This window comes from Synechococcus sp. ROS8604, assembly GCF_014279655.1.
GTDB lineage: Bacteria > Cyanobacteriota > Cyanobacteriia > PCC-6307 > Cyanobiaceae > Synechococcus_C.
The window spans coordinates 2,434,035-2,451,291 of sequence record NZ_CP047946.1 but is presented as its reverse complement, the minus strand read 5'-3'; the positions used below and the strand labels follow the sequence as shown (position 1 = coordinate 2,451,291).

The following is a 17,257-nucleotide window of genomic DNA, read 5'->3' as shown; positions in this document are numbered from 1 at the left end:
TCAGGCTGCATCGGGTAATCCCACCACCTGGGTGTGAGCGCCACGGGCCTGGGTCACACCGATGGTGCGCTGTGAGGCGCCAATCATCGGTCGCCTGTGGCTGACGACAAGGAACTGGGCTTCTTCGGCCTGACGGGCAATCAAGGCCGCAAGCCGCTCCACATTCACGCCATCGAGGAAGCTGTCCACCTCGTCGAGTGCATAAAACGGTGAGGGGCGGAAGCGTTGCAGTGCAAACAGAAAACTGAGTGCGGTCAGTGACTTCTCCCCACCGGACATGGCCGCCAAGCGGCGTACGGCCTTGCCTTTCGGATGAGCGACCAGGGTGAGCCCCCCCTCGAGGGGGTCATCTGGATTGTCCAGCTGCAGCTTGCCGTCGCCCTCGGACAGGCTTGCAAAGATCTCTGAGAAATGCCCATCCACGGCTTGAAAGGCTTCCATAAACGCCTCTTGCCGGAGGGTGGCCACCGTTTCGATCCTCAGGAGCAGTTCCTCGCGCTCCTGGCTGAGCACGTCGAGGCGTTCGCCCAGGTCCCCCAGTCGTTCTTCCAGTGCCGTTAGCTCTTCGAGGGCCAGCATGTTGACCGGTTCGAGCGCTTCCATCCGTTTCAGAAGTTGCTGCAGCTGTTCCTGCAGGGCCTCAAGGCCGGCATCGCGGATCTCTTCTGGGATTTCAGGAAGGGGGTTGGGCAGTGTGGGCTTGAGTTCCTCTAGGCGGATTCCACCGCTGCGCAGTTGCTCTTGAATCGCTTGACGCTCCTCCTGCAAGCGTTCAAGTTCCCAGCGGGCTTGCTGGAGGTTCTGTCGCAGCTCGGCCACTGAAGCCTCTGCTGCATCCCGAGCGCGACGCTCCTCCCCAAATTTGGTTTGGAGGATTTGTTGCTGGCTTTCCAACGTCTGGCGACGTTCTTGCAGCTCCTTTTGTTCGTTACGCCAGCTTTGATGCGCTTCAGCGAGCGCTGTGACGGCGCGTTGGAGAGTGTTTTCTTCCTCTTCGATCGCCTGTTGTTGGTCAGCGATTCGGGTCTGCGCCAGCTCGCGTTCACGCTGATGCTGAAGGCGATCATCACGATGGCGGCGGGCCAGCTCCAAGGCGGTGTCCGACTGTTCGAGTTCAGTCTGGAGTTGTTGCCAATTCCCGGCATCGGCCTCGGCTTGAACCTTTCGCTCTTCAGTGGACATTCTCTCGAGTTCGTCGAGCAGAGGACTGATGGTGGTTTTGAGAACGAGAAGTCGTTGTTCCTGTTGCGTGCGGTTGGCTTGAAGGCTGTTGAGACGCTCGCTGCGTTGGCGGCAACGCTCCAGCAGGGGGCCATGGGCTCGCTTGGCGGCAGTTCTCTCCGCATCCAGGGCCGCTTGCCTTTGTTCCAGCTGACGCAGCCGTGGTCGTTCTTGCTCGAGAGCTTGAAGCAGTCGGCTTTCTTCGCGTCTGCAGGCGGCCAGGGTTTCGCCAAGCTCGAGCAGCCGCTGCCGAAGCGGTTCGGCTTCGTCGCTGTCACTGCTCACCCCGAAACTCAGCCCACCGCTGCGCTGGCTGAAGCTGCCGCCGGTCATCGCGCCACTTTTTTCGAGCAGTTCGCCTTCGAGGGTAACGGCGCGGAAACGCCCGATTTGTTGCCGAGCACTGCCTAGGTCGCTGAACACCTGTGTGTCGCCAAAGACGTACCCGAACACGTCGCTATAGATCGGCTCGTAGCGGATTAATTCCACAGCTCGCGCGATCAGGCCGGCGCCCTGGTCTCCATCCGGTCGGCGGCCACGGGCTATCGCTGCGCCACCGCTACCGCCAGCGGCTTGGGATCGAATTTTGTTGAGAGGTAAAAACGTCAAACGGCCCGCCCGCCGGCTCTTCAGCAAATCGATGGCACGGGCTGCAATCCGGTCGTCGTCGACTACCACCTGGGCCATGCGTGCTCCAGCCGCGACCTCTAGGGCTAGGCGATGGCGATCTTCCACGTCGCCTAGTTGAGCAACGGCTCCATGGATTCCATCCAGTCCCGCTTCCAGCAAGAGGCGCAAGGCCCCCGTCCCCCTTGTTTCCTGCAGGGCTTCCCGTCGGCTTTCTAATCGGGCGATTTCCCGTTCCAGGCGGGTCTGTTCCTCTTCCAGCCTTGTGCGTGTGCGTTGTTGAATCGCAACGGCTTCAGCGCGTTCTTGCAGCTGTTCTTTGCCGCTGCGCAGGCTTTCCAGAAGCGCTTGCCACTCCTGTTCCAGGGCTTCCAGCTGGTCTTGGACCTCACGGTCTTCGGCACCGGCTTCGTCCCGTTCCAGCTGCAGCTCGGATTGACGCGCTTCGTCCTGACGCAAACGCTCTTGGAGTTGCTGTTGTTCCTCCTGAAGAGGCGTGAGCGTGGTTTGTAAGTCGGAGCGGCGTGCGGCCCTTTGGCGTTGCTCATCCAGCCAGGCTCCTGATCGCCCGGCGACATCGCCGAGGCGCCTGCGCGAGATTTCAACAGCAGCTTCGGCATCGCGGCAGGCTTGCTCTGCTGCCTGAAGCACCTCTGGGTTGTTGGCTTGCTTGAGCCCTTCGCTGTCTGCTTGAAGTTGCTGTCGGCGGCTGGTGAGGGTCTGTCGCAGTCCTTGCAGGCGTTCGCCTTCCTGCTGATGTTGCGTGGCTTGACGTTCGAGAGCGCGGTTCTGAGGATCGAGACCGGCCAATTCCGCCTGCACGCTGAGCAGTTGGTCTTCGCCTAAGGCCTTCACGCTCTCCTGAAGGGTTTGGAGGCGTGTGGCCTGCTCAGACAAGGTTGTTTCCTTCTCCTTGATGGCTGCGCTGTCGCGGATCTCCTGCTCGCTGAGTTGCTGTTGGCGGGTTTTGAGCTGCTTCAGCTCCGCTTCAGCGGCTTCGAAGGCCAGCACAAGCTCCTGCTGCCTGCCACGTTGCACTTGATCGCGTAGGTCTTGATAGGCCCGTGCTTTTGCGCAGTCCTTTTCCAGGCGTTGGCGGGCGGTTAGGAGTTCTTGTTCAACGATGCGGCAGCGATCTTGCCGCTCTTGCACGTCGTCGAGCTTTCGGCGGCTCTGTTCAATGCGGGTGTCGAAGAGCGCGACACCTGCCAGCTCGTCGATGAGGCCGCGGCGGTCCCGATTGCTCATCGAGACAATCCGCGTCACGTCACCTTGCATCACGACATTGCTGCCTTCCGGATCGATGCGCAATCGGCGCAGCTGGGTTTGCAGCTGCTGCAGGTTGCACGGTTCCCCGTCTGAGCTGTAGGTGCTGCTGTAAGACCCCCCCGGCATCACGCGCAGCTTGCGCGTCACCGTCCACGCATTGGCATCAGTCTGAATCCAGGGACCGTCCTCAGGGGGGTCAATCCCCTCCTCTGCGGCATCTGGCTGCCAGTCGCTCAGATCAAAACGCACGCTGACGGTGGTCTCAGCCGACTTGCCTGCCTTGAGCATGCCGCTGTTAACCAGATCGGGTAAGCGATCGGCACGCATGCCCCGGCTGTTGGCCAGGCCTAGGCAAAAAAGAATTCCATCTAGAATATTGCTTTTTCCAGACCCATTGGGACCGGTCACCACAGTGAACCCGGTCTCGAGGGGGATGGTCATCGCCCCGCCGAAGGACTTGAAGTGAGTTAGTCCGACCTGATTGATATGGACCAACAGGTGACACAGCTGTCAGCAAATCAAAACTAGCGAAGCTTCTGAAAAGCTCAAGGGCTTGGCGTCGGTCTGTGATCTGCCGATGAATGCAGCCGGCATTGGCTATCGGCTAGTTCGAGGATCAAGGGGTCTGGAAAGCGAAGGGCGGCAGTGCCGCGGAGTTCAACCCTGATCAGCGCCCTTGGGTTGTCGGGTAAGACCCCCTGGAACGTGCCCCCCACAATGCGCCGTCCCCAACCGCGCCCTCCAGACACGGCCGCTGATGTTCGCTCCAGCCAGATCAGTCGGTGACTGGGCAATGGGGTGGCTTTGAGGCTGGGGCCATTGGGAAGTGGCACACTGCGCAGACGCCAGGTGCGGCAGCTTTCACCATCTTCAAGCAGTAAATCCACATGCCTGCATGCCGGATCATCTGGAGCATTCGTGTGCTCTAGGAATAGGTATCGAGACAGTTGCGCTGAGATGGGTGTCATCTTCTCGACACCATCCCTAGTCTGAAAAAGGCGTTACCCCTACCCATGGACTCAGCTCCATCCCAAGAGGAAGACAAGGATTTTGCGCAGCGGTTTCGGGATCATTTTGAGTCTCTCGTCCCTGAAATCCAGCGTCGTTGGCCCGAGGTGACGCATCAAGCCTTAGAGGCCACCCGGGGCAGTTTTGATGAGGTTGTGCACTTGATTGCTTCCCAAAGCGATCGAGCGGTGCAAACCGTGCAGCAACAGCTGGAAGATCTGATGCATCAGCCCGGTGAGAGCGTGCGCAGTTTTGCCGACACCCTCGAACCCCTTGAAGAGCAACTCGAGCAGCTGCTTGATGATCTCAATGCCACCTTGCGACCCAAGATTGAACGCCCCGTGCGAGAGCGGCCGCTGCTGGCCATCGCCATCGCTGCTGGGGTTGGCCTTCTTGTTGGTGCCCTGCTCACCGGAGGTCGTCGTTCCTCATGAGTGAACTACCTGGATCTCAGGAGAGCCGCCCAAGAAGTCTCGGCGCGGCGGGTCGAGTGACCTCGCTAGCCGCTTCGGTGATGGACCTGCATGTCCGTATTGCTCTGCAGGAAGTTGGTCGAGAGAAGCGCCGCCTGATTGGCGGGGGTGTGTTTTTGGCCATGGGCGGAACCTTGATGCTCTTGGCTCTCGTGGCTGTTGAGACGGCTTTTGTGGTCTGGTCGTTGACCGCTTTCAGTTGGACGTTGCTGCAGTCGTTGCTCACCCTTGCGTCGTTGAATGTGGTGGTTGCGGGTGCGAGCTTGCGGATTGGAGGACAGCTGGCCAAGGGGCCCTATCTGCCGCAGACCCTCGAAGGGTTGTCCAAAACCACCCGTGCCGTGATGGGGCGTTGATCGATTGCGGTCAGCGCACTTGGTAATGCAACCAGCGGCAGTCGATGCCTCCGTTGTTGATCGGGATCCGTCGGGACGCTCTCATTCGGAGGGCTCCTGTGACGCCAGCATTACCGCTAAGCAACCAAAAATCCCATCCTGAGGCTTGGCTTTTCACCATTGCTCCGAGATCTCCGTAGAGCGCCTCGAGATCCTGATCGGCTCCGATGCGTAAGCCATAGGGAGGATTGCAAACGATCGTTCCCGGTCCTTTTGGAAGCTGGAGATCTCGGAAATCTCCCGTTTGGATCGAGATCAAGTGGGAAAGACCAGCGGCCTCAACGTTGTTGCGAGCCTGTTTGGCGATCGATGGATCCTGTTCGCAGCCAATGATGAGGGGTTGGAATTGGCCCTGCTCTTGGCGCTTGAGCGCGCGTTCTTTCTCCTCTCTCCAGAGGTCGTCATCAAAATCAGCCCAACCTTCGAGGGCAAAGCTGCGGTTGAGGCCAGGGGCATGCCCTGCAGCCAGTGACGCCGCTTCGATGAGCAACGTTCCCGAGCCACAGAGGGGATCCACGAGCGGAGTGGTTCCTGTCCATCCACTCAGGCGGATTAAGCCAGCGGCGAGATTCTCTTTGAGGGGAGCATCCCCCATTTCTGCGCGATAGCCGCGGCGGTGGAGACTGCCGCCTGATCCATCGAGACTCAGCACGCCACCTTCTCGATCGAGATGCACGTGCAGGCAAACATCAGGTTCGTCGAGATCGATCGAAGACCGTTGTCCCCAGATGTCGCATTGTCGATCAACGATCGCGTTCTTGATTTGCAGTGCGGAGTAGTGGCTGTGATTAAGGCCGGGAGCTGTCCCGGTGACATCCACCCGAAAACTCATCGAGGGATGCAGCCAGCGTTCCCAGTTCAGTCCTTCCTGCACCCCTGAATACAGCGACTCGCGTCCATCACACGGGAATCGGGCCACTTCCCGGAGCAATCGAAAAGGAAGACGGCATTGCAAATGAAGCCGATAGAAGCAAGCCATATCTGCCTCGAATGAGACGGCCCTACGCAGTGGTTTCACCGCTTTCGCTCCTAAGGCAAGAAGCTCAGTGACGCCAGCTTCTTCCAATCCTTGAGGTAGCACGGAGACACCTTTAATGCGCTCAAAGTTTGCTTTTGTTTTCTTCATTATGATCGCTCGCTTTTGCCAATGATTAGTAAGGTATCTGAACCTTAAGCCCTTGTCGCCATCACGTGGTTCGAGGGCATTCTGCGAAAGCCACTTTTAGGAAAAAGCGGAATAGAGATGCGATTAGGTGTTCTAAATGGAGTCTTAGATTGTGCTTAAGGCCTGCAGGAGTCTTGGATTTAGCATATTAATTGCTGTCTTATTATAATTCGAAATGGTAGTCTAGAGGTGCCAAGGCTTCATGCCCGAACTAGAAAGTTTCTAAGTGGTGAATCGTAATAAAATCTTTATGCTTATTGGCTTTATTGCTTGCTCATGTGATAAGTAAGTAATTTTTGGTATGTTCAATCTTGATGCGTGATTGCCTTTCAGGGCTTGCTATGGCAGAGCGTTGCTCCATCCGTGCATCTGCTGATTCAGCGGCGATGCCATCTCTCGTGTTGGATGCCAGAATGACAAAGTCCGTTCTTGAACGGACTAGGTGGTCCACACCGGTGTTTCGGACAGCGGTTCGATTCCGCTCAGCTCCATTCTCCCTTCGGGGCTGCAATGGTTTCGACGGGGCATAAGGAGGGTGACTGAAGCCTGCTCGGTCAGAGCAAATCCCGTAACTGCGAACAACATCGTACGTTTCTCCCGTCAGACAGCCCCTGTTGCTGCCTGACCCTATTAAGGGAGATGGGGTGAAGTCAGCCTTATCACCCAAGTGACTCATTGGGGGTGGAAAGCCCCCTTAACCATTCCAGGACACGGATCCTCGCTACACTGAGATTTTCGCTTGTTGCGTTCAGGACAAATTTCAGGACAAATGCATGGGTACTTTGGCCGCGGCTTATCGGTCTGAGATCAGCGTTTTGGATTACGCGATCAACAGGCTTGATCAAAAGGACTATCGGCATCGTCTTCAGGCTGCTCTTATTGAGCTGGACTTTGATCAAGCAACAAGCAAAAAGCTGAAAGCAGCCTTGAAACGCTGGGAGCTTCTTTGATGGCTCATCGAGTAGAGATTTTTGATCGGGTCAAGCAAGCGCACGCCAAGCTTTTAGAGGGTTACAGCTGTACTGCAGTGGTGACGCAGCTGGCGGAATCAAAGGGGCTTAGTCGCCGCACAGCGCAGAGAACTGTTCAACAGGCTTATGCCTTGATTCGCGAGGACATTGATCAATGCAATGTTGAAAGGACTGACTTAATTGCACAGGCCATTCATTTATTGATGGAGAGTGCGCGAATGGGTTTGGCGCAAAACAATCCTGGTGCCGTTGTTGGTGCTGTATCTCAGCTGGACAAGCTATGTGGTTTGTCTGCTTCGCGTAGATAAGGCTGATGGCTTGGACGCTTGGCGTGAGCTTTTAATCCGTTTGTGAGCGCAGGGCAGCAAAGCTGAAACTGGCTACTGCAGCGGGCAGCAGCAGTAAAAGAGTGGCATCTTGCGCTCAATAGATTTTTTGAGATGCAGCGTTCCGTGCGCCTGTCGTTATCGATGAGCGGTGTTGCTGCTCTTGCCCTCGCCAACGCTCCTCTCTTACCTGCTGCTGCTCAAGACGACGTCAATGCTGATGACCTTGGGGTGATGAGCATCAGCCTTAAGGATGTGGTCAAGCCAACCCTTGGTTTTCAAGGCGCACTGCAGGGTGCTGGAACACCGAATCAAGCAGGCATTGGCGGGTTCTTGCCACTGTCTGTTGGCGATAACAGTGTGTTCTTTGCTGATGTGCTGCTCAATGCCAACTTTGCTGATTACGGCAATGACAGCAGCCTCATCAACACCACTGTTGCTGGCACCACCATCAGCACCTCATCAAGGCTTGGTTATCGCTGGTTGAATAGCGATCGCAGCTGGATGTATGGGCTGAATGCTGGTTATGACAGCCGTCCGATGGCTACAGGTGATGCCGATACAGGGGTATCCGTCACAGATAAGAGCAGCGTCTTCTTCCAGCAGGTGGCAGTCAATGCAGAAGCGGTCTCTGATAGCTGGAATTTCAATGCCTATGCCTTGGTTCCTGTTGGTGAGAAAGAAGCTCAACTCAACAGCGTTTATCAAGGCGGTTCACTCAACACCTACGGGCTTGATGTTGGTTATTTCATCACTCCAGTGGTGAATGCGTCTGTTGGTTACTACTACCAAAATGGTGATTTAGGAACAGCTGATGGCTCTGGCGTACTCGGACGCTTGGCTTATGAAATGACCAGTGGAGTTACAGCAGGAGTCAATATCTCCTACGACGAAGCATTTGATACAAGAGTTTCAGCTGATATTAAAGTTCGCTTTGGTGGTCCAAGTACAACAGCATCTAAGAAGAAAAAGTGGGAGAATCCAACAATTAATGCGTTAACAGCAACACCCAAGAACAGGGATGTTCGGGTGCACGACACGCAGTACTGCGGGTCGTGTACTTTTTATGGTGGAAATGCCGGCTTTACGGTCACGTCTTAGCCACATTATTTTTCTTAGCCACATTATTTTATTTTGATTGACCCTAACCCCCAAAGCCCCTGCAATTGCTGGGGCTTTTTATTTCTTTATTAGCTCTAATAACCGTCCATATCGCCCTTCAATACCTGGCACGATCAGAGTCCTAAAGGAGCTTGCATCGTGAGTTCAGTATTCAATAATTCATATAAAAAAATCAGGCAATATAAGCTCACTGTCTTTATTTGTTGCCTCTAAGGATATGTTCATATTTTCTTTAAATCACCACAGCTTGAGGATTTGATCACCATCACGGATGCCATTGGCTCGTGTAAATCTCACCGCGACTTGATGCCACTCTTCTGGCATTTGATTGAGGCGAATATCAAATGCAAAGGGTAAGTTCTGCTGACCTGGTGAGACCCGGTTCTTCCTGCTTTGACTGCTTCTGCCTTTTTCAACCAGTCGTTTCAGCATGCTTGAGCCCCAATGGCACCTAGAACCGCCTTTCCCTTTGTGTCGGTAGTACTGGCAGAACCGTGCATATCGCCTGGAACAACCCTTCAGGCTTGATGCCAGTTGCAGAAAGCTGGGGTGCCACTCACTGATGCCATCACACTCCAATCTTCCGTAATGCCCGTAATTGGAATAGGGGTCATAAAACCCTTTTCTGATTCCTGCTGCCTTTGGATTAGCGTGGATGTAGCGCAATGTATTCAGCACTCGTCTGTGATCTTTTGGTGCAATCGCAGTGGCGTAATACCGAGCCTCCCAAAAATGCCCGCAACGACCAGAAAGGCGGTTTAGTGCCATGGCTGAATACCAGCCAATCCAATGCATCAGCTTTGGCAATTCACTTGCATCATCAGGACGCAGAAGCAGATGCAGGTGATTAGCCATCAGGCACACTGCATACAACTTGTGTGGCACCTTCTGCTTGGCTTTAGCGAGCACAGCTAGCAGCACATCCCTTCTCAAGCCTTTGGCAATCAGAAACTTACGGCTATTACACCTGAGTGTGATGTGAAAGGAGTGACCTGCTGGTAGATAGCGCGGTTGACGTGCCATATCCTCACCAAGGTTCTCTGTCATTATTGACAAGATGCTAATGATGGGTTTGAAACATTAGATGATTAATAGCACCAAACGTTTTAAGCAGCATCACCAAGCTGTTTGCACTGAACTCGACGGCGATGTAGCTTTATTTCAAAGCAATACCTGCGACTATCTTGTTCTTAACGAGACAGGCTCAGCTATTTGGAATGCACTCAAGACTCAGCCAACACTGCCTGAGCTTTGCAAGTATTTGGAGGAGGAATATGAAGTCACTACAGATGAATGCAAGTCCGCTATCGAAACTTGGCTGGAAGCTGCCTTGGAGAAGAAAGTGATTGCCGTGGTTGAGGACTAAAATGAGAAATGTGTTTTGAGCTTTCTTGCCCAAATTTCACCGCCAAGTTGATTCCCTCCAAGCATTTGGAAGCCAAGGCGTGCAAAATAACGGCGCATGGATGCTTTCTGCAATCCAGGATTAATGTTTTCGGCTAGTAATACTTTTGCTCGATGATCACGTTTCTCTACTTCACGATCAAATCCTTCAAGGAATGCTCTAAAGAGCTGATTTGCTAAACGTTGATAGCTTAGGTTTATTGTCAGATGCCGGGCTGTTGGCGTGATGTACATGCGTTGAAAGTAGGCATGGCTTCCAAGCCCTAGTGAGGCTTCTAACTCTCGTAATACGACAAATACAATGCCGTTAATTTCTCCTGACTGATCACGTGAGATTGCGGCTGGCTGACGCGATATAGGCTTTTTAAGTAGACCCATGCGCTTCTGATTATTGCTTAGTGTTGCTCGAAACGACTTCAATTCTTCTTGATATGCATTTCCATGCTGGCTCCAGAATGCTCTCAACTCACGTTTTAGCTGATTATTCACCTCTCCAAATACAAATTCAATTCGAGGATCAGTCAAGTTCTGGACCCTCATATTCAAAGCGATTCATCGCTTCAGACAACCCATTTGCTAGTCGCTTTCGCTGCTCAATTGAAAGCTGTTCTGCTCCTTCTCCGGTTCGCCCTGAGCGAAAGAACCGCTCACAACCGGCAGGTTTTTCTGCAAAGCCATCAATATCTTCCTCCAGCTTCTTGAGTCGATCAATGGAGGTATTTTCGAGTGCTTGATCAATTAGATGAGCGTCATTCGGGAGGCCCAAAAAGGTTGCTAATTTAGTGAATGTTTCTGATCCTTTTGCCAACATATCCTCATAGCGCATGATCAAGACTGGAAGCTGAGTTTGATCAGCCCATGAGCGCACATGTTGATCCCAGCGGCCCATGTGTTGTCGTACTTGATGGCCGCCAAAGCGTTCCCCTGGCACCAGCGCTGCATTGGGATCCAGTAGGGAATCAACGCATCGATCCAGCGGCCATGAGAAGAAGTGACTAAGTGATACAGCCACATCTTCCGGGTGGCGCAGGATATAAACAACACCAGAGCAACCTGTTGTACTCACCACCGGGCGCCCACGCGAATCAGGAGATTTAAATGCATCATGCACTTTATGAAATCGCTCTCCTTCTGCGAATAGCCATGCACTCGCACCAGCACGTCCGCGCATGGGATCGAGTTCGCTAAAACTGAGATCACAACTATTAATTCCTAATTGATCGTCCAGCCAAAGTCTTGATGAGGCAATCGCTCCAGTTTCAATATCTTGATTAAGATTTAATTCTTCTTCAGGATTGTCTCCTGCCAGCCTCATCAATTCAGTAATAAAAACCCTGCACCAGGTGTTGCCTGATTTTGGATACGAGGCCAGATACCAGTAGCTGTGATCTTCAGTCATTGCTTGCGTCCTCTTCTGTAGCTTCTCTGCGCTGTTGCATCGATTCTGGTTGCGTCAGGTCCACCTCTTTGAGGCTTTCTGCCATTGCTTTGATTCCATCTGGAACGATCAAGGCATGCAATGGCACCGTTCGAGCTAATGCAGCTGCTTGCATAAATAATTGAGCTTCTGCGTCCATGCCTCGATACATCCTGGCGTGAAAGGCTTGGTTACGCAGGCGCATTAAGGCATTTGTTTGTGAGAAAATTCGTGAAGCCTTAAGAGATACTTTTTCCATTTCATCTCCTGCCTCATCGGCATCCTCCTCTTTACCTGAATCTTCTTTGGCGCGATTTAAGGCATAGATCAGCCGTAATGGTGTTGGCTGTGGCATGCAAGTTAACTCTTCAGCTAGCAATGCATATCGCTTAAGTCCCTTACGTACAGGTTGTAGCTGTGCATAATCCAATTCCAAGGTCATAGCAGCGTCGTCTTGAGCAGCAGCTGGGGCAATGCAATCAAACGGACAGAGGAGCATCAGTTTCAACCGACTACGAGAACTCCAGTCCTAAGCGGCTTACGGAATCAAACAATTACTAAACCAACCGAACTAACAGTGATTTAGAAGGATGAATGGGACTCATCCTTTCGAGTGAGTGGGTCTCACCCCACTGGGCAATTTCGTCAAACTGCTCTGATGTGGCAGCAGCAGCCTGATTACGCCAGATACAAGGAGAAGCTCAACGGTGAAGGCTGGCTGGTCAACAGACAGGAAGGGATGCTCCTACAGATCAAGCCAGATGCAGCAACCCAACATGCTCAGTTCGTTCTGGTGAGCTACTACCGCTTGTCAGCTCGGCTTGGGAAACCCGTTCTTGCTTCTTGCACCTAGGCATCGAGATGTGGATCAACCTGCAGAAGATCGGTTGGCAACGCTGCACACCGCCCAATTGACTTGTTGCACAGCTGAAACTGCCTACTGCAGCTCGCAGCAGCAGTAAAAGAGTGGCACGTTGCATGTCATGTTGCGCTCAATAGATTTTTTTCAATGCAGCGTTCCTTGCGCCTGTCGTTATCGCTGAGCGGTGTTGCTGCTCTTGCCCTCGCCAACGCTCCTCTCTTACCTGCTGCTGCTCAAGACGACGTCAATGCTGATGACCTTGGGGTGATGAGCATCAGCCTTAAGGATGTGGTCAAGCCAACCCTTGGTTTTCAAGGCGCATTGCAAGGAGCAGGAACGCCGAACCAAGCAGGCATCGGTGGCTTCTTGCCCCTCTCTGTTGGTGACAACAGCGTCTTCTTTGCTGATGTGCTGCTCAATGCCAACTTTGCTGATTACGGCAATGACAGCAGCATCATCAACACCACTGTTGCTGGCACCACGATCAGTACCTCAACGCGATTGGGGTATCGCTGGCTGAATGGTGATCGCAGCTGGATGTATGGCATCAACGGTGGCTATGACAGCCGCCCGATGAATACAGGTGATGCAGATACAGGCATCAATGTCAGCGGCACAGAGAAGAGTGCGTTCTTCCAGCAGGTCGCTGTCAATGCAGAAGCAGTCTCTGATAGCTGGAACTTCAATGCCTATGCCTTAGTTCCTGTTGGTGATACAGAGCAACAGCTGAATAGCGTTTATCAAGGCGGCTCGCTGGATACCTACGGGCTTGATGTTGGTTATTTGATCACTCCAGCCGTTAATGCGTCTGTTGGTTATTACTATCAAAGTGGTGATCTAGGAGAAGCAGATGGTTCTGGCGTGCTCGGACGCTTGGCCTATGAAATGACAAGTGGCGTCACAGCAGGAGTGAATATCTCCTATGACGAAGCATTCGATACAAGAGTTTCAGCTGATCTTAAAGTGCGATTTGGTGGTCCAAGTACAACAGCAGCGAAGAAGAAAAAGTGGGAGAATCCAACAATTAATGCGTTAACAGCATCACCCAAGAACAGGGATGTACGGGTGCACGACACGATTCAGGGATGTCAGGACAAGTCGTTTTACTTAGGGACATGCACGTACTAACTGTTTCAGGCACACAGACACAGAAGCAAGCTACGCAAAGAAAAAATTAATTAGAAAAAATTGAAGAAAGAAATTAGAGGCTAACTCCCAAAGCTCTTGCAATTGCAAGGGCTTTTTATTTCTTTAATCACTGCCTAATCACGCATAAATGCCTTCCAATACCTGGCACCTATATCGTGCCAGCATTTCTTCCATTGATGATTTCTATATTAATTAATTCCACTTTAAATATTTAGGCAAAGTAAACTCAACCTCTGCATTCAAGATCTCTATCAATACGCTTATCCCCTCAATTTATTCACCACAGCAATGGCCGTGAATCACCATCACGGATGCCATTGGCTCGTGTAAATCTCACCGCGACTTGATGCCACTCTTCTGGCATTTGATTGAGGCGAATATCAAATGCAAAGGGTAAGTTCTGCTGACCTGGTGAGACCCGGTTCTTCCTGCTTTGACTGCTTCTGCCTTTTTCAACCAGTCGTTTCAGCATGCTTGAGCCCCAATGGCACCTAGAACCGCCTTTCCCTTTGTGTCGGTAGTACTGGCAGAACCGTGCATATCGCCTGGAACAACCCTTCAGGCTTGATGCCAGTTGCAGAAAGCTGGGGTGCCACTCACTGATGCCATCACACTCCAATCTTCCGTAATGCCCGTAATTGGAATAGGGGTCATAAAACCCTTTTCTGATTCCTGCTGCCTTTGGATTAGCGTGGATGTAGCGCAATGTATTCAGCACTCGTCTGTGATCTTTTGGTGCAATCGCAGTGGCGTAATACCGAGCCTCCCAAAAATGCCCGCAACGACCAGAAAGGCGGTTTAGTGCCATGGCTGAATACCAGCCAATCCAATGCATCAGCTTTGGCAATTCACTTGCATCATCAGGACGCAGAAGCAGATGCAGGTGATTAGCCATCAGGCACACTGCATACAACTTGTGTGGCACCTTCTGCTTGGCTTTAGCGAGCACAGCTAGCAGCACATCCCTTCTCAAGCCTTTGGCAATCAGAAACTTACGGCTATTACACCTGAGTGTGATGTGAAAGGAGTGACCTGCTGGTAGATAGCGCGGTTGACGTGCCATATCCTCACCAAGGTTCTCTGTCATTATTGACAAGATGCTAATGATGGGTTTGAAACATTAGATGATTAATAGCACCAAACGTTTTAAGCAGCATCACCAAGCTGTTTGCACTGAACTCGACGGCGATGTAGCTTTATTTCAAAGCAATACCTGCGACTATCTTGTTCTTAACGAGACAGGCTCAGCTATTTGGAATGCACTCAAGACTCAGCCAACACTGCCTGAGCTTTGCAAGTATTTGGAGGAGGAATATGAAGTCACTACAGATGAATGCAAGTCCGCTATCGAAACTTGGCTGGAAGCTGCCTTGGAGAAGAAAGTGATTGCCGTGGTTGAGGACTAAAATGAGAAATGTGTTTTGAGCTTTCTTGCCCAAATTTCACCGCCAAGTTGATTCCCTCCAAGCATTTGGAAGCCAAGGCGTGCAAAATAACGGCGCATGGATGCTTTCTGCAATCCAGGATTAATGTTTTCGGCTAGTAATACTTTTGCTCGATGATCACGTTTCTCTACTTCACGATCAAATCCTTCAAGGAATGCTCTAAAGAGCTGATTTGCTAAACGTTGATAGCTTAGGTTTATTGTCAGATGCCGGGCTGTTGGCGTGATGTACATGCGTTGAAAGTAGGCATGGCTTCCAAGCCCTAGTGAGGCTTCTAACTCTCGTAATACGACAAATACAATGCCGTTAATTTCTCCTGACTGATCACGTGAGATTGCGGCTGGCTGACGCGATATAGGCTTTTTAAGTAGACCCATGCGCTTCTGATTATTGCTTAGTGTTGCTCGAAACGACTTCAATTCTTCTTGATATGCATTTCCATGCTGGCTCCAGAATGCTCTCAACTCACGTTTTAGCTGATTATTCACCTCTCCAAATACAAATTCAATTCGAGGATCAGTCAAGTTCTGGACCCTCATATTCAAAGCGATTCATCGCTTCAGACAACCCATTTGCTAGTCGCTTTCGCTGCTCAATTGAAAGCTGTTCTGCTCCTTCTCCGGTTCGCCCTGAGCGAAAGAACCGCTCACAACCGGCAGGTTTTTCTGCAAAGCCATCAATATCTTCCTCCAGCTTCTTGAGTCGATCAATGGAGGTATTTTCGAGTGCTTGATCAATTAGATGAGCGTCATTCGGGAGGCCCAAAAAGGTTGCTAATTTAGTGAATGTTTCTGATCCTTTTGCCAACATATCCTCATAGCGCATGATCAAGACTGGAAGCTGAGTTTGATCAGCCCATGAGCGCACATGTTGATCCCAGCGGCCCATGTGTTGTCGTACTTGATGGCCGCCAAAGCGTTCCCCTGGCACCAGCGCTGCATTGGGATCCAGTAGGGAATCAACGCATCGATCCAGCGGCCATGAGAAGAAGTGACTAAGTGATACAGCCACATCTTCCGGGTGGCGCAGGATATAAACAACACCAGAGCAACCTGTTGTACTCACCACCGGGCGCCCACGCGAATCAGGAGATTTAAATGCATCATGCACTTTATGAAATCGCTCTCCTTCTGCGAATAGCCATGCACTCGCACCAGCACGTCCGCGCATGGGATCGAGTTCGCTAAAACTGAGATCACAACTATTAATTCCTAATTGATCGTCCAGCCAAAGTCTTGATGAGGCAATCGCTCCAGTTTCAATATCTTGATTAAGATTTAATTCTTCTTCAGGATTGTCTCCTGCCAGCCTCATCAATTCAGTAATAAAAACCCTGCACCAGGTGTTGCCTGATTTTGGATACGAGGCCAGATACCAGTAGCTGTGATCTTCAGTCATTGCTTGCGTCCTCTTCTGTAGCTTCTCTGCGCTGTTGCATCGATTCTGGTTGCGTCAGGTCCACCTCTTTGAGGCTTTCTGCCATTGCTTTGATTCCATCTGGAACGATCAAGGCATGCAATGGCACCGTTCGAGCTAATGCAGCTGCTTGCATAAATAATTGAGCTTCTGCGTCCATGCCTCGATACATCCTGGCGTGAAAGGCTTGGTTACGCAGGCGCATTAAGGCATTTGTTTGTGAGAAAATTCGTGAAGCCTTAAGAGATACTTTTTCCATTTCATCTCCTGCCTCATCGGCATCCTCCTCTTTACCTGAATCTTCTTTGGCGCGATTTAAGGCATAGATCAGCCGTAATGGTGTTGGCTGTGGCATGCAAGTTAACTCTTCAGCTAGCAATGCATATCGCTTAAGTCCCTTACGTACAGGTTGTAGCTGTGCATAATCCAATTCCAAAGTCATAGCAGCGTCATACCAGAGCTTGAGTTGATGCATCCCTGGCTGAACTATGCCATCACTGCCAACGGCAACTAGCTCACTACTGAGTAAGTGCCAACCTTCTTGGATTAAACACCAGGCCAGGGTGGACTTTCCTGCAGCTGGATGACCCAAAAGCAGAATGGCCTCACCGTCACGCTCCAGAGCTGTTCCGTGCAAAACCAATGCACCACGCTGGATCGCTAGGGCTCCAAGTCCACTCGTGACAGCAAACGTGCGGATGTCGCGGTCGCTAACGCTGTCGTCCCAGCGCTGCCATTCCAAACGCTCACCACCAGTGGCACGAAACCAGCCAATGCCTTCAAGTTCTAGGCGCCAATCCTGGGGTGCTAACTGCAGTATTGGCGTGCTGTGAGGGCTCGGCTCAAGGCTGGGCCATTGCTCATGATCTCCCTGTTGGATTTGCACCAGCGCATTACTGGTCGATTCGGAGACGGTCAGTTCAGGTAAAACCAAATCACTGCTGATCTCTGCCCCAAGGGCGCAATAGCGATGAGGTTTAATCAACG

20 protein-coding genes are annotated in these 17,257 nt (G+C 51.9%); 9 read left to right on the top strand and 11 right to left on the bottom strand.

Annotated features, from left to right (window positions below; translation table 11 throughout):
* Complete coding sequence (gene smc, locus SynROS8604_RS13285) at positions 1-3,558, bottom strand: chromosome segregation protein SMC (protein ID WP_370586516.1); 3,558 nt, start codon at positions 3,556-3,558, stop codon at positions 1-3.
* Between the two features lie 104 nt (positions 3,559-3,662).
* Positions 3,663-4,085 carry a hypothetical protein gene (locus SynROS8604_RS13280; protein WP_186544338.1) on the bottom strand — a complete coding sequence of 141 codons (423 nt, stop codon included), beginning with the start codon at positions 4,083-4,085 and terminating at the stop codon, positions 3,663-3,665.
* Positions 4,086-4,130: 45 nt separating this feature from the next.
* On the opposite strand from SynROS8604_RS13280, the gene SynROS8604_RS13275 reads away from it, so the two are divergent.
* Positions 4,131-4,559 (top strand): YqjD family protein, encoded by a 429-nt coding sequence (locus SynROS8604_RS13275; RefSeq protein WP_186544337.1) that lies wholly within the window; start codon positions 4,131-4,133, stop codon positions 4,557-4,559.
* Positions 4,556-4,954 carry a phage holin family protein gene (locus tag SynROS8604_RS13270; RefSeq protein ID WP_186544336.1) on the top strand — a complete coding sequence of 133 codons (399 nt, stop codon included), beginning with the start codon at positions 4,556-4,558 and terminating at the stop codon, positions 4,952-4,954. The genes SynROS8604_RS13275 and SynROS8604_RS13270 overlap by 4 nt, the downstream gene beginning before the upstream one ends.
* A 10-nt stretch (positions 4,955-4,964) precedes the next feature.
* On the opposite strand, the gene SynROS8604_RS13265 is transcribed toward SynROS8604_RS13270, so the two are convergent.
* Positions 4,965-6,119, bottom strand: a complete 1,155-nt coding sequence (locus SynROS8604_RS13265) for a class I SAM-dependent RNA methyltransferase (protein WP_186544335.1) — start codon at positions 6,117-6,119, stop codon at positions 4,965-4,967.
* An 812-nt stretch (positions 6,120-6,931) separates the two neighbouring features.
* On the opposite strand from SynROS8604_RS13265, the gene SynROS8604_RS13255 reads away from it, so the two are divergent.
* The 3 genes from SynROS8604_RS13255 to SynROS8604_RS13245 all read left to right on the top strand — a co-directional run bounded on the left by SynROS8604_RS13255 (position 6,932) and on the right by SynROS8604_RS13245 (position 8,556).
* Positions 6,932-7,108: a hypothetical protein gene (locus SynROS8604_RS13255; protein ID WP_186544334.1), complete on the top strand. Its 177-nt coding sequence runs from the start codon at positions 6,932-6,934 to the stop codon at positions 7,106-7,108.
* Positions 7,108-7,437 carry a hypothetical protein gene (locus tag SynROS8604_RS13250; RefSeq protein WP_255445073.1) on the top strand — a complete coding sequence of 110 codons (330 nt, stop codon included), beginning with the start codon at positions 7,108-7,110 and terminating at the stop codon, positions 7,435-7,437. The genes SynROS8604_RS13255 and SynROS8604_RS13250 overlap by 1 nt, the downstream gene beginning before the upstream one ends.
* A gap of 132 nt (positions 7,438-7,569) precedes the next feature.
* Positions 7,570-8,556, top strand: coding sequence for a carbamoyl-phosphate synthase (locus SynROS8604_RS13245; RefSeq protein WP_186544332.1), 987 nt, complete (start codon positions 7,570-7,572; stop codon positions 8,554-8,556).
* Between the two features lie 258 nt (positions 8,557-8,814).
* Here SynROS8604_RS13245 and SynROS8604_RS13240 read toward each other — a convergent pair whose 3' ends face one another.
* Complete coding sequence (locus tag SynROS8604_RS13240) at positions 8,815-9,600, bottom strand: transposase (RefSeq protein ID WP_186544331.1); 786 nt, start codon at positions 9,598-9,600, stop codon at positions 8,815-8,817.
* A 61-nt stretch (positions 9,601-9,661) separates the two neighbouring features.
* Between SynROS8604_RS13240 and SynROS8604_RS13235 the strand changes: the two genes are divergently transcribed.
* Complete coding sequence (locus tag SynROS8604_RS13235; RefSeq protein WP_186544328.1) at positions 9,662-9,943, top strand: PqqD family protein; 282 nt, start codon at positions 9,662-9,664, stop codon at positions 9,941-9,943.
* Here SynROS8604_RS13235 and SynROS8604_RS13230 read toward each other — a convergent pair.
* The 3 genes from SynROS8604_RS13230 to SynROS8604_RS13220 are packed head-to-tail and all read right to left on the bottom strand — an operon-like array spanning position 9,940 to position 11,906.
* Entirely contained in the window at positions 9,940-10,506 is a 567-nt protein-coding gene (locus SynROS8604_RS13230; RefSeq protein WP_255445070.1) for a hypothetical protein, read from the bottom strand. The genes SynROS8604_RS13235 and SynROS8604_RS13230 overlap by 4 nt on opposite strands.
* Positions 10,499-11,380, bottom strand: coding sequence for a sulfotransferase domain-containing protein (locus SynROS8604_RS13225; RefSeq protein ID WP_186544326.1), 882 nt, complete (start codon positions 11,378-11,380; stop codon positions 10,499-10,501). Before SynROS8604_RS13225 ends, SynROS8604_RS13230 begins: the two co-directional genes overlap by 8 nt.
* Positions 11,373-11,906 carry a hypothetical protein gene (locus SynROS8604_RS13220; RefSeq protein WP_255445072.1) on the bottom strand — a complete coding sequence of 178 codons (534 nt, stop codon included), beginning with the start codon at positions 11,904-11,906 and terminating at the stop codon, positions 11,373-11,375. Before SynROS8604_RS13220 ends, SynROS8604_RS13225 begins: the two co-directional genes overlap by 8 nt.
* Before the next feature lie 150 nt (positions 11,907-12,056).
* Here SynROS8604_RS13220 and SynROS8604_RS13215 point away from each other — a divergent pair, with 150 nt between their 5' ends.
* Positions 12,057-12,251, top strand: a complete 195-nt coding sequence (locus tag SynROS8604_RS13215) for a hypothetical protein (protein WP_255445071.1) — start codon at positions 12,057-12,059, stop codon at positions 12,249-12,251.
* A 156-nt stretch (positions 12,252-12,407) separates the two neighbouring features.
* Positions 12,408-13,388 carry a carbamoyl-phosphate synthase gene (locus SynROS8604_RS13210; protein WP_186544330.1) on the top strand — a complete coding sequence of 327 codons (981 nt, stop codon included), beginning with the start codon at positions 12,408-12,410 and terminating at the stop codon, positions 13,386-13,388.
* A 298-nt stretch (positions 13,389-13,686) separates the two neighbouring features.
* Here SynROS8604_RS13210 and SynROS8604_RS13205 read toward each other — a convergent pair whose 3' ends face one another.
* Positions 13,687-14,472: a transposase gene (locus SynROS8604_RS13205; protein WP_186544329.1), complete on the bottom strand. Its 786-nt coding sequence runs from the start codon at positions 14,470-14,472 to the stop codon at positions 13,687-13,689.
* A 61-nt stretch (positions 14,473-14,533) separates the two neighbouring features.
* Here SynROS8604_RS13205 and SynROS8604_RS13200 point away from each other — a divergent pair, with 61 nt between their 5' ends.
* Complete coding sequence (locus tag SynROS8604_RS13200) at positions 14,534-14,815, top strand: PqqD family protein (RefSeq protein WP_186544328.1); 282 nt, start codon at positions 14,534-14,536, stop codon at positions 14,813-14,815.
* Here SynROS8604_RS13200 and SynROS8604_RS13195 read toward each other — a convergent pair.
* The 3 genes from SynROS8604_RS13195 to SynROS8604_RS13185 are packed head-to-tail and all read right to left on the bottom strand — an operon-like array spanning position 14,812 to position 17,255.
* Entirely contained in the window at positions 14,812-15,378 is a 567-nt protein-coding gene (locus SynROS8604_RS13195) for a hypothetical protein (RefSeq protein WP_255445070.1), read from the bottom strand. The genes SynROS8604_RS13200 and SynROS8604_RS13195 overlap by 4 nt on opposite strands.
* Positions 15,371-16,252 (bottom strand): sulfotransferase domain-containing protein, encoded by an 882-nt coding sequence (locus SynROS8604_RS13190; RefSeq protein WP_186544326.1) that lies wholly within the window; start codon positions 16,250-16,252, stop codon positions 15,371-15,373. Before SynROS8604_RS13190 ends, SynROS8604_RS13195 begins: the two co-directional genes overlap by 8 nt.
* Positions 16,245-17,255, bottom strand: a complete 1,011-nt coding sequence (locus SynROS8604_RS13185) for a hypothetical protein (protein ID WP_186544325.1) — start codon at positions 17,253-17,255, stop codon at positions 16,245-16,247. The genes SynROS8604_RS13190 and SynROS8604_RS13185 overlap by 8 nt, the downstream gene beginning before the upstream one ends.
* Positions 17,256-17,257: the final 2 nt, after the last annotated feature.

Excerpts from the sequence above, each read along its gene's own strand:
- SynROS8604_RS13190 (WP_186544326.1), bottom strand. The coding sequence starts at position 16,252 with ATGACTGAAGATCACAGCTACTGGTATCTGGCCTCGTATCCAAAATCA.
- SynROS8604_RS13270 (WP_186544336.1), top strand. The coding sequence starts at position 4,556 with ATGAGTGAACTACCTGGATCTCAGGAGAGCCGCCCAAGAAGTCTCGGC.
- smc (WP_370586516.1), bottom strand. The coding sequence starts at position 3,558 with ATGACCATCCCCCTCGAGACCGGGTTCACTGTGGTGACCGGTCCCAAT.
- SynROS8604_RS13250 (WP_255445073.1), top strand. The coding sequence starts at position 7,108 with ATGGCTCATCGAGTAGAGATTTTTGATCGGGTCAAGCAAGCGCACGCC.
- SynROS8604_RS13240 (WP_186544331.1), bottom strand. The coding sequence starts at position 9,600 with ATGGCACGTCAACCGCGCTATCTACCAGCAGGTCACTCCTTTCACATC.
- SynROS8604_RS13280 (WP_186544338.1), bottom strand. The coding sequence starts at position 4,085 with ATGACACCCATCTCAGCGCAACTGTCTCGATACCTATTCCTAGAGCAC.
- SynROS8604_RS13200 (WP_186544328.1), top strand. The coding sequence starts at position 14,534 with ATGATTAATAGCACCAAACGTTTTAAGCAGCATCACCAAGCTGTTTGC.
- SynROS8604_RS13275 (WP_186544337.1), top strand. The coding sequence starts at position 4,131 with ATGGACTCAGCTCCATCCCAAGAGGAAGACAAGGATTTTGCGCAGCGG.
- SynROS8604_RS13245 (WP_186544332.1), top strand. The coding sequence starts at position 7,570 with ATGCAGCGTTCCGTGCGCCTGTCGTTATCGATGAGCGGTGTTGCTGCT.
- SynROS8604_RS13255 (WP_186544334.1), top strand. The coding sequence starts at position 6,932 with ATGGGTACTTTGGCCGCGGCTTATCGGTCTGAGATCAGCGTTTTGGAT.
- SynROS8604_RS13205 (WP_186544329.1), bottom strand. The coding sequence starts at position 14,472 with ATGGCACGTCAACCGCGCTATCTACCAGCAGGTCACTCCTTTCACATC.
- SynROS8604_RS13235 (WP_186544328.1), top strand. The coding sequence starts at position 9,662 with ATGATTAATAGCACCAAACGTTTTAAGCAGCATCACCAAGCTGTTTGC.
- SynROS8604_RS13210 (WP_186544330.1), top strand. The coding sequence starts at position 12,408 with ATGCAGCGTTCCTTGCGCCTGTCGTTATCGCTGAGCGGTGTTGCTGCT.
- SynROS8604_RS13265 (WP_186544335.1), bottom strand. The coding sequence starts at position 6,119 with ATGAAGAAAACAAAAGCAAACTTTGAGCGCATTAAAGGTGTCTCCGTG.
- SynROS8604_RS13225 (WP_186544326.1), bottom strand. The coding sequence starts at position 11,380 with ATGACTGAAGATCACAGCTACTGGTATCTGGCCTCGTATCCAAAATCA.
- SynROS8604_RS13215 (WP_255445071.1), top strand. The coding sequence starts at position 12,057 with ATGTGGCAGCAGCAGCCTGATTACGCCAGATACAAGGAGAAGCTCAAC.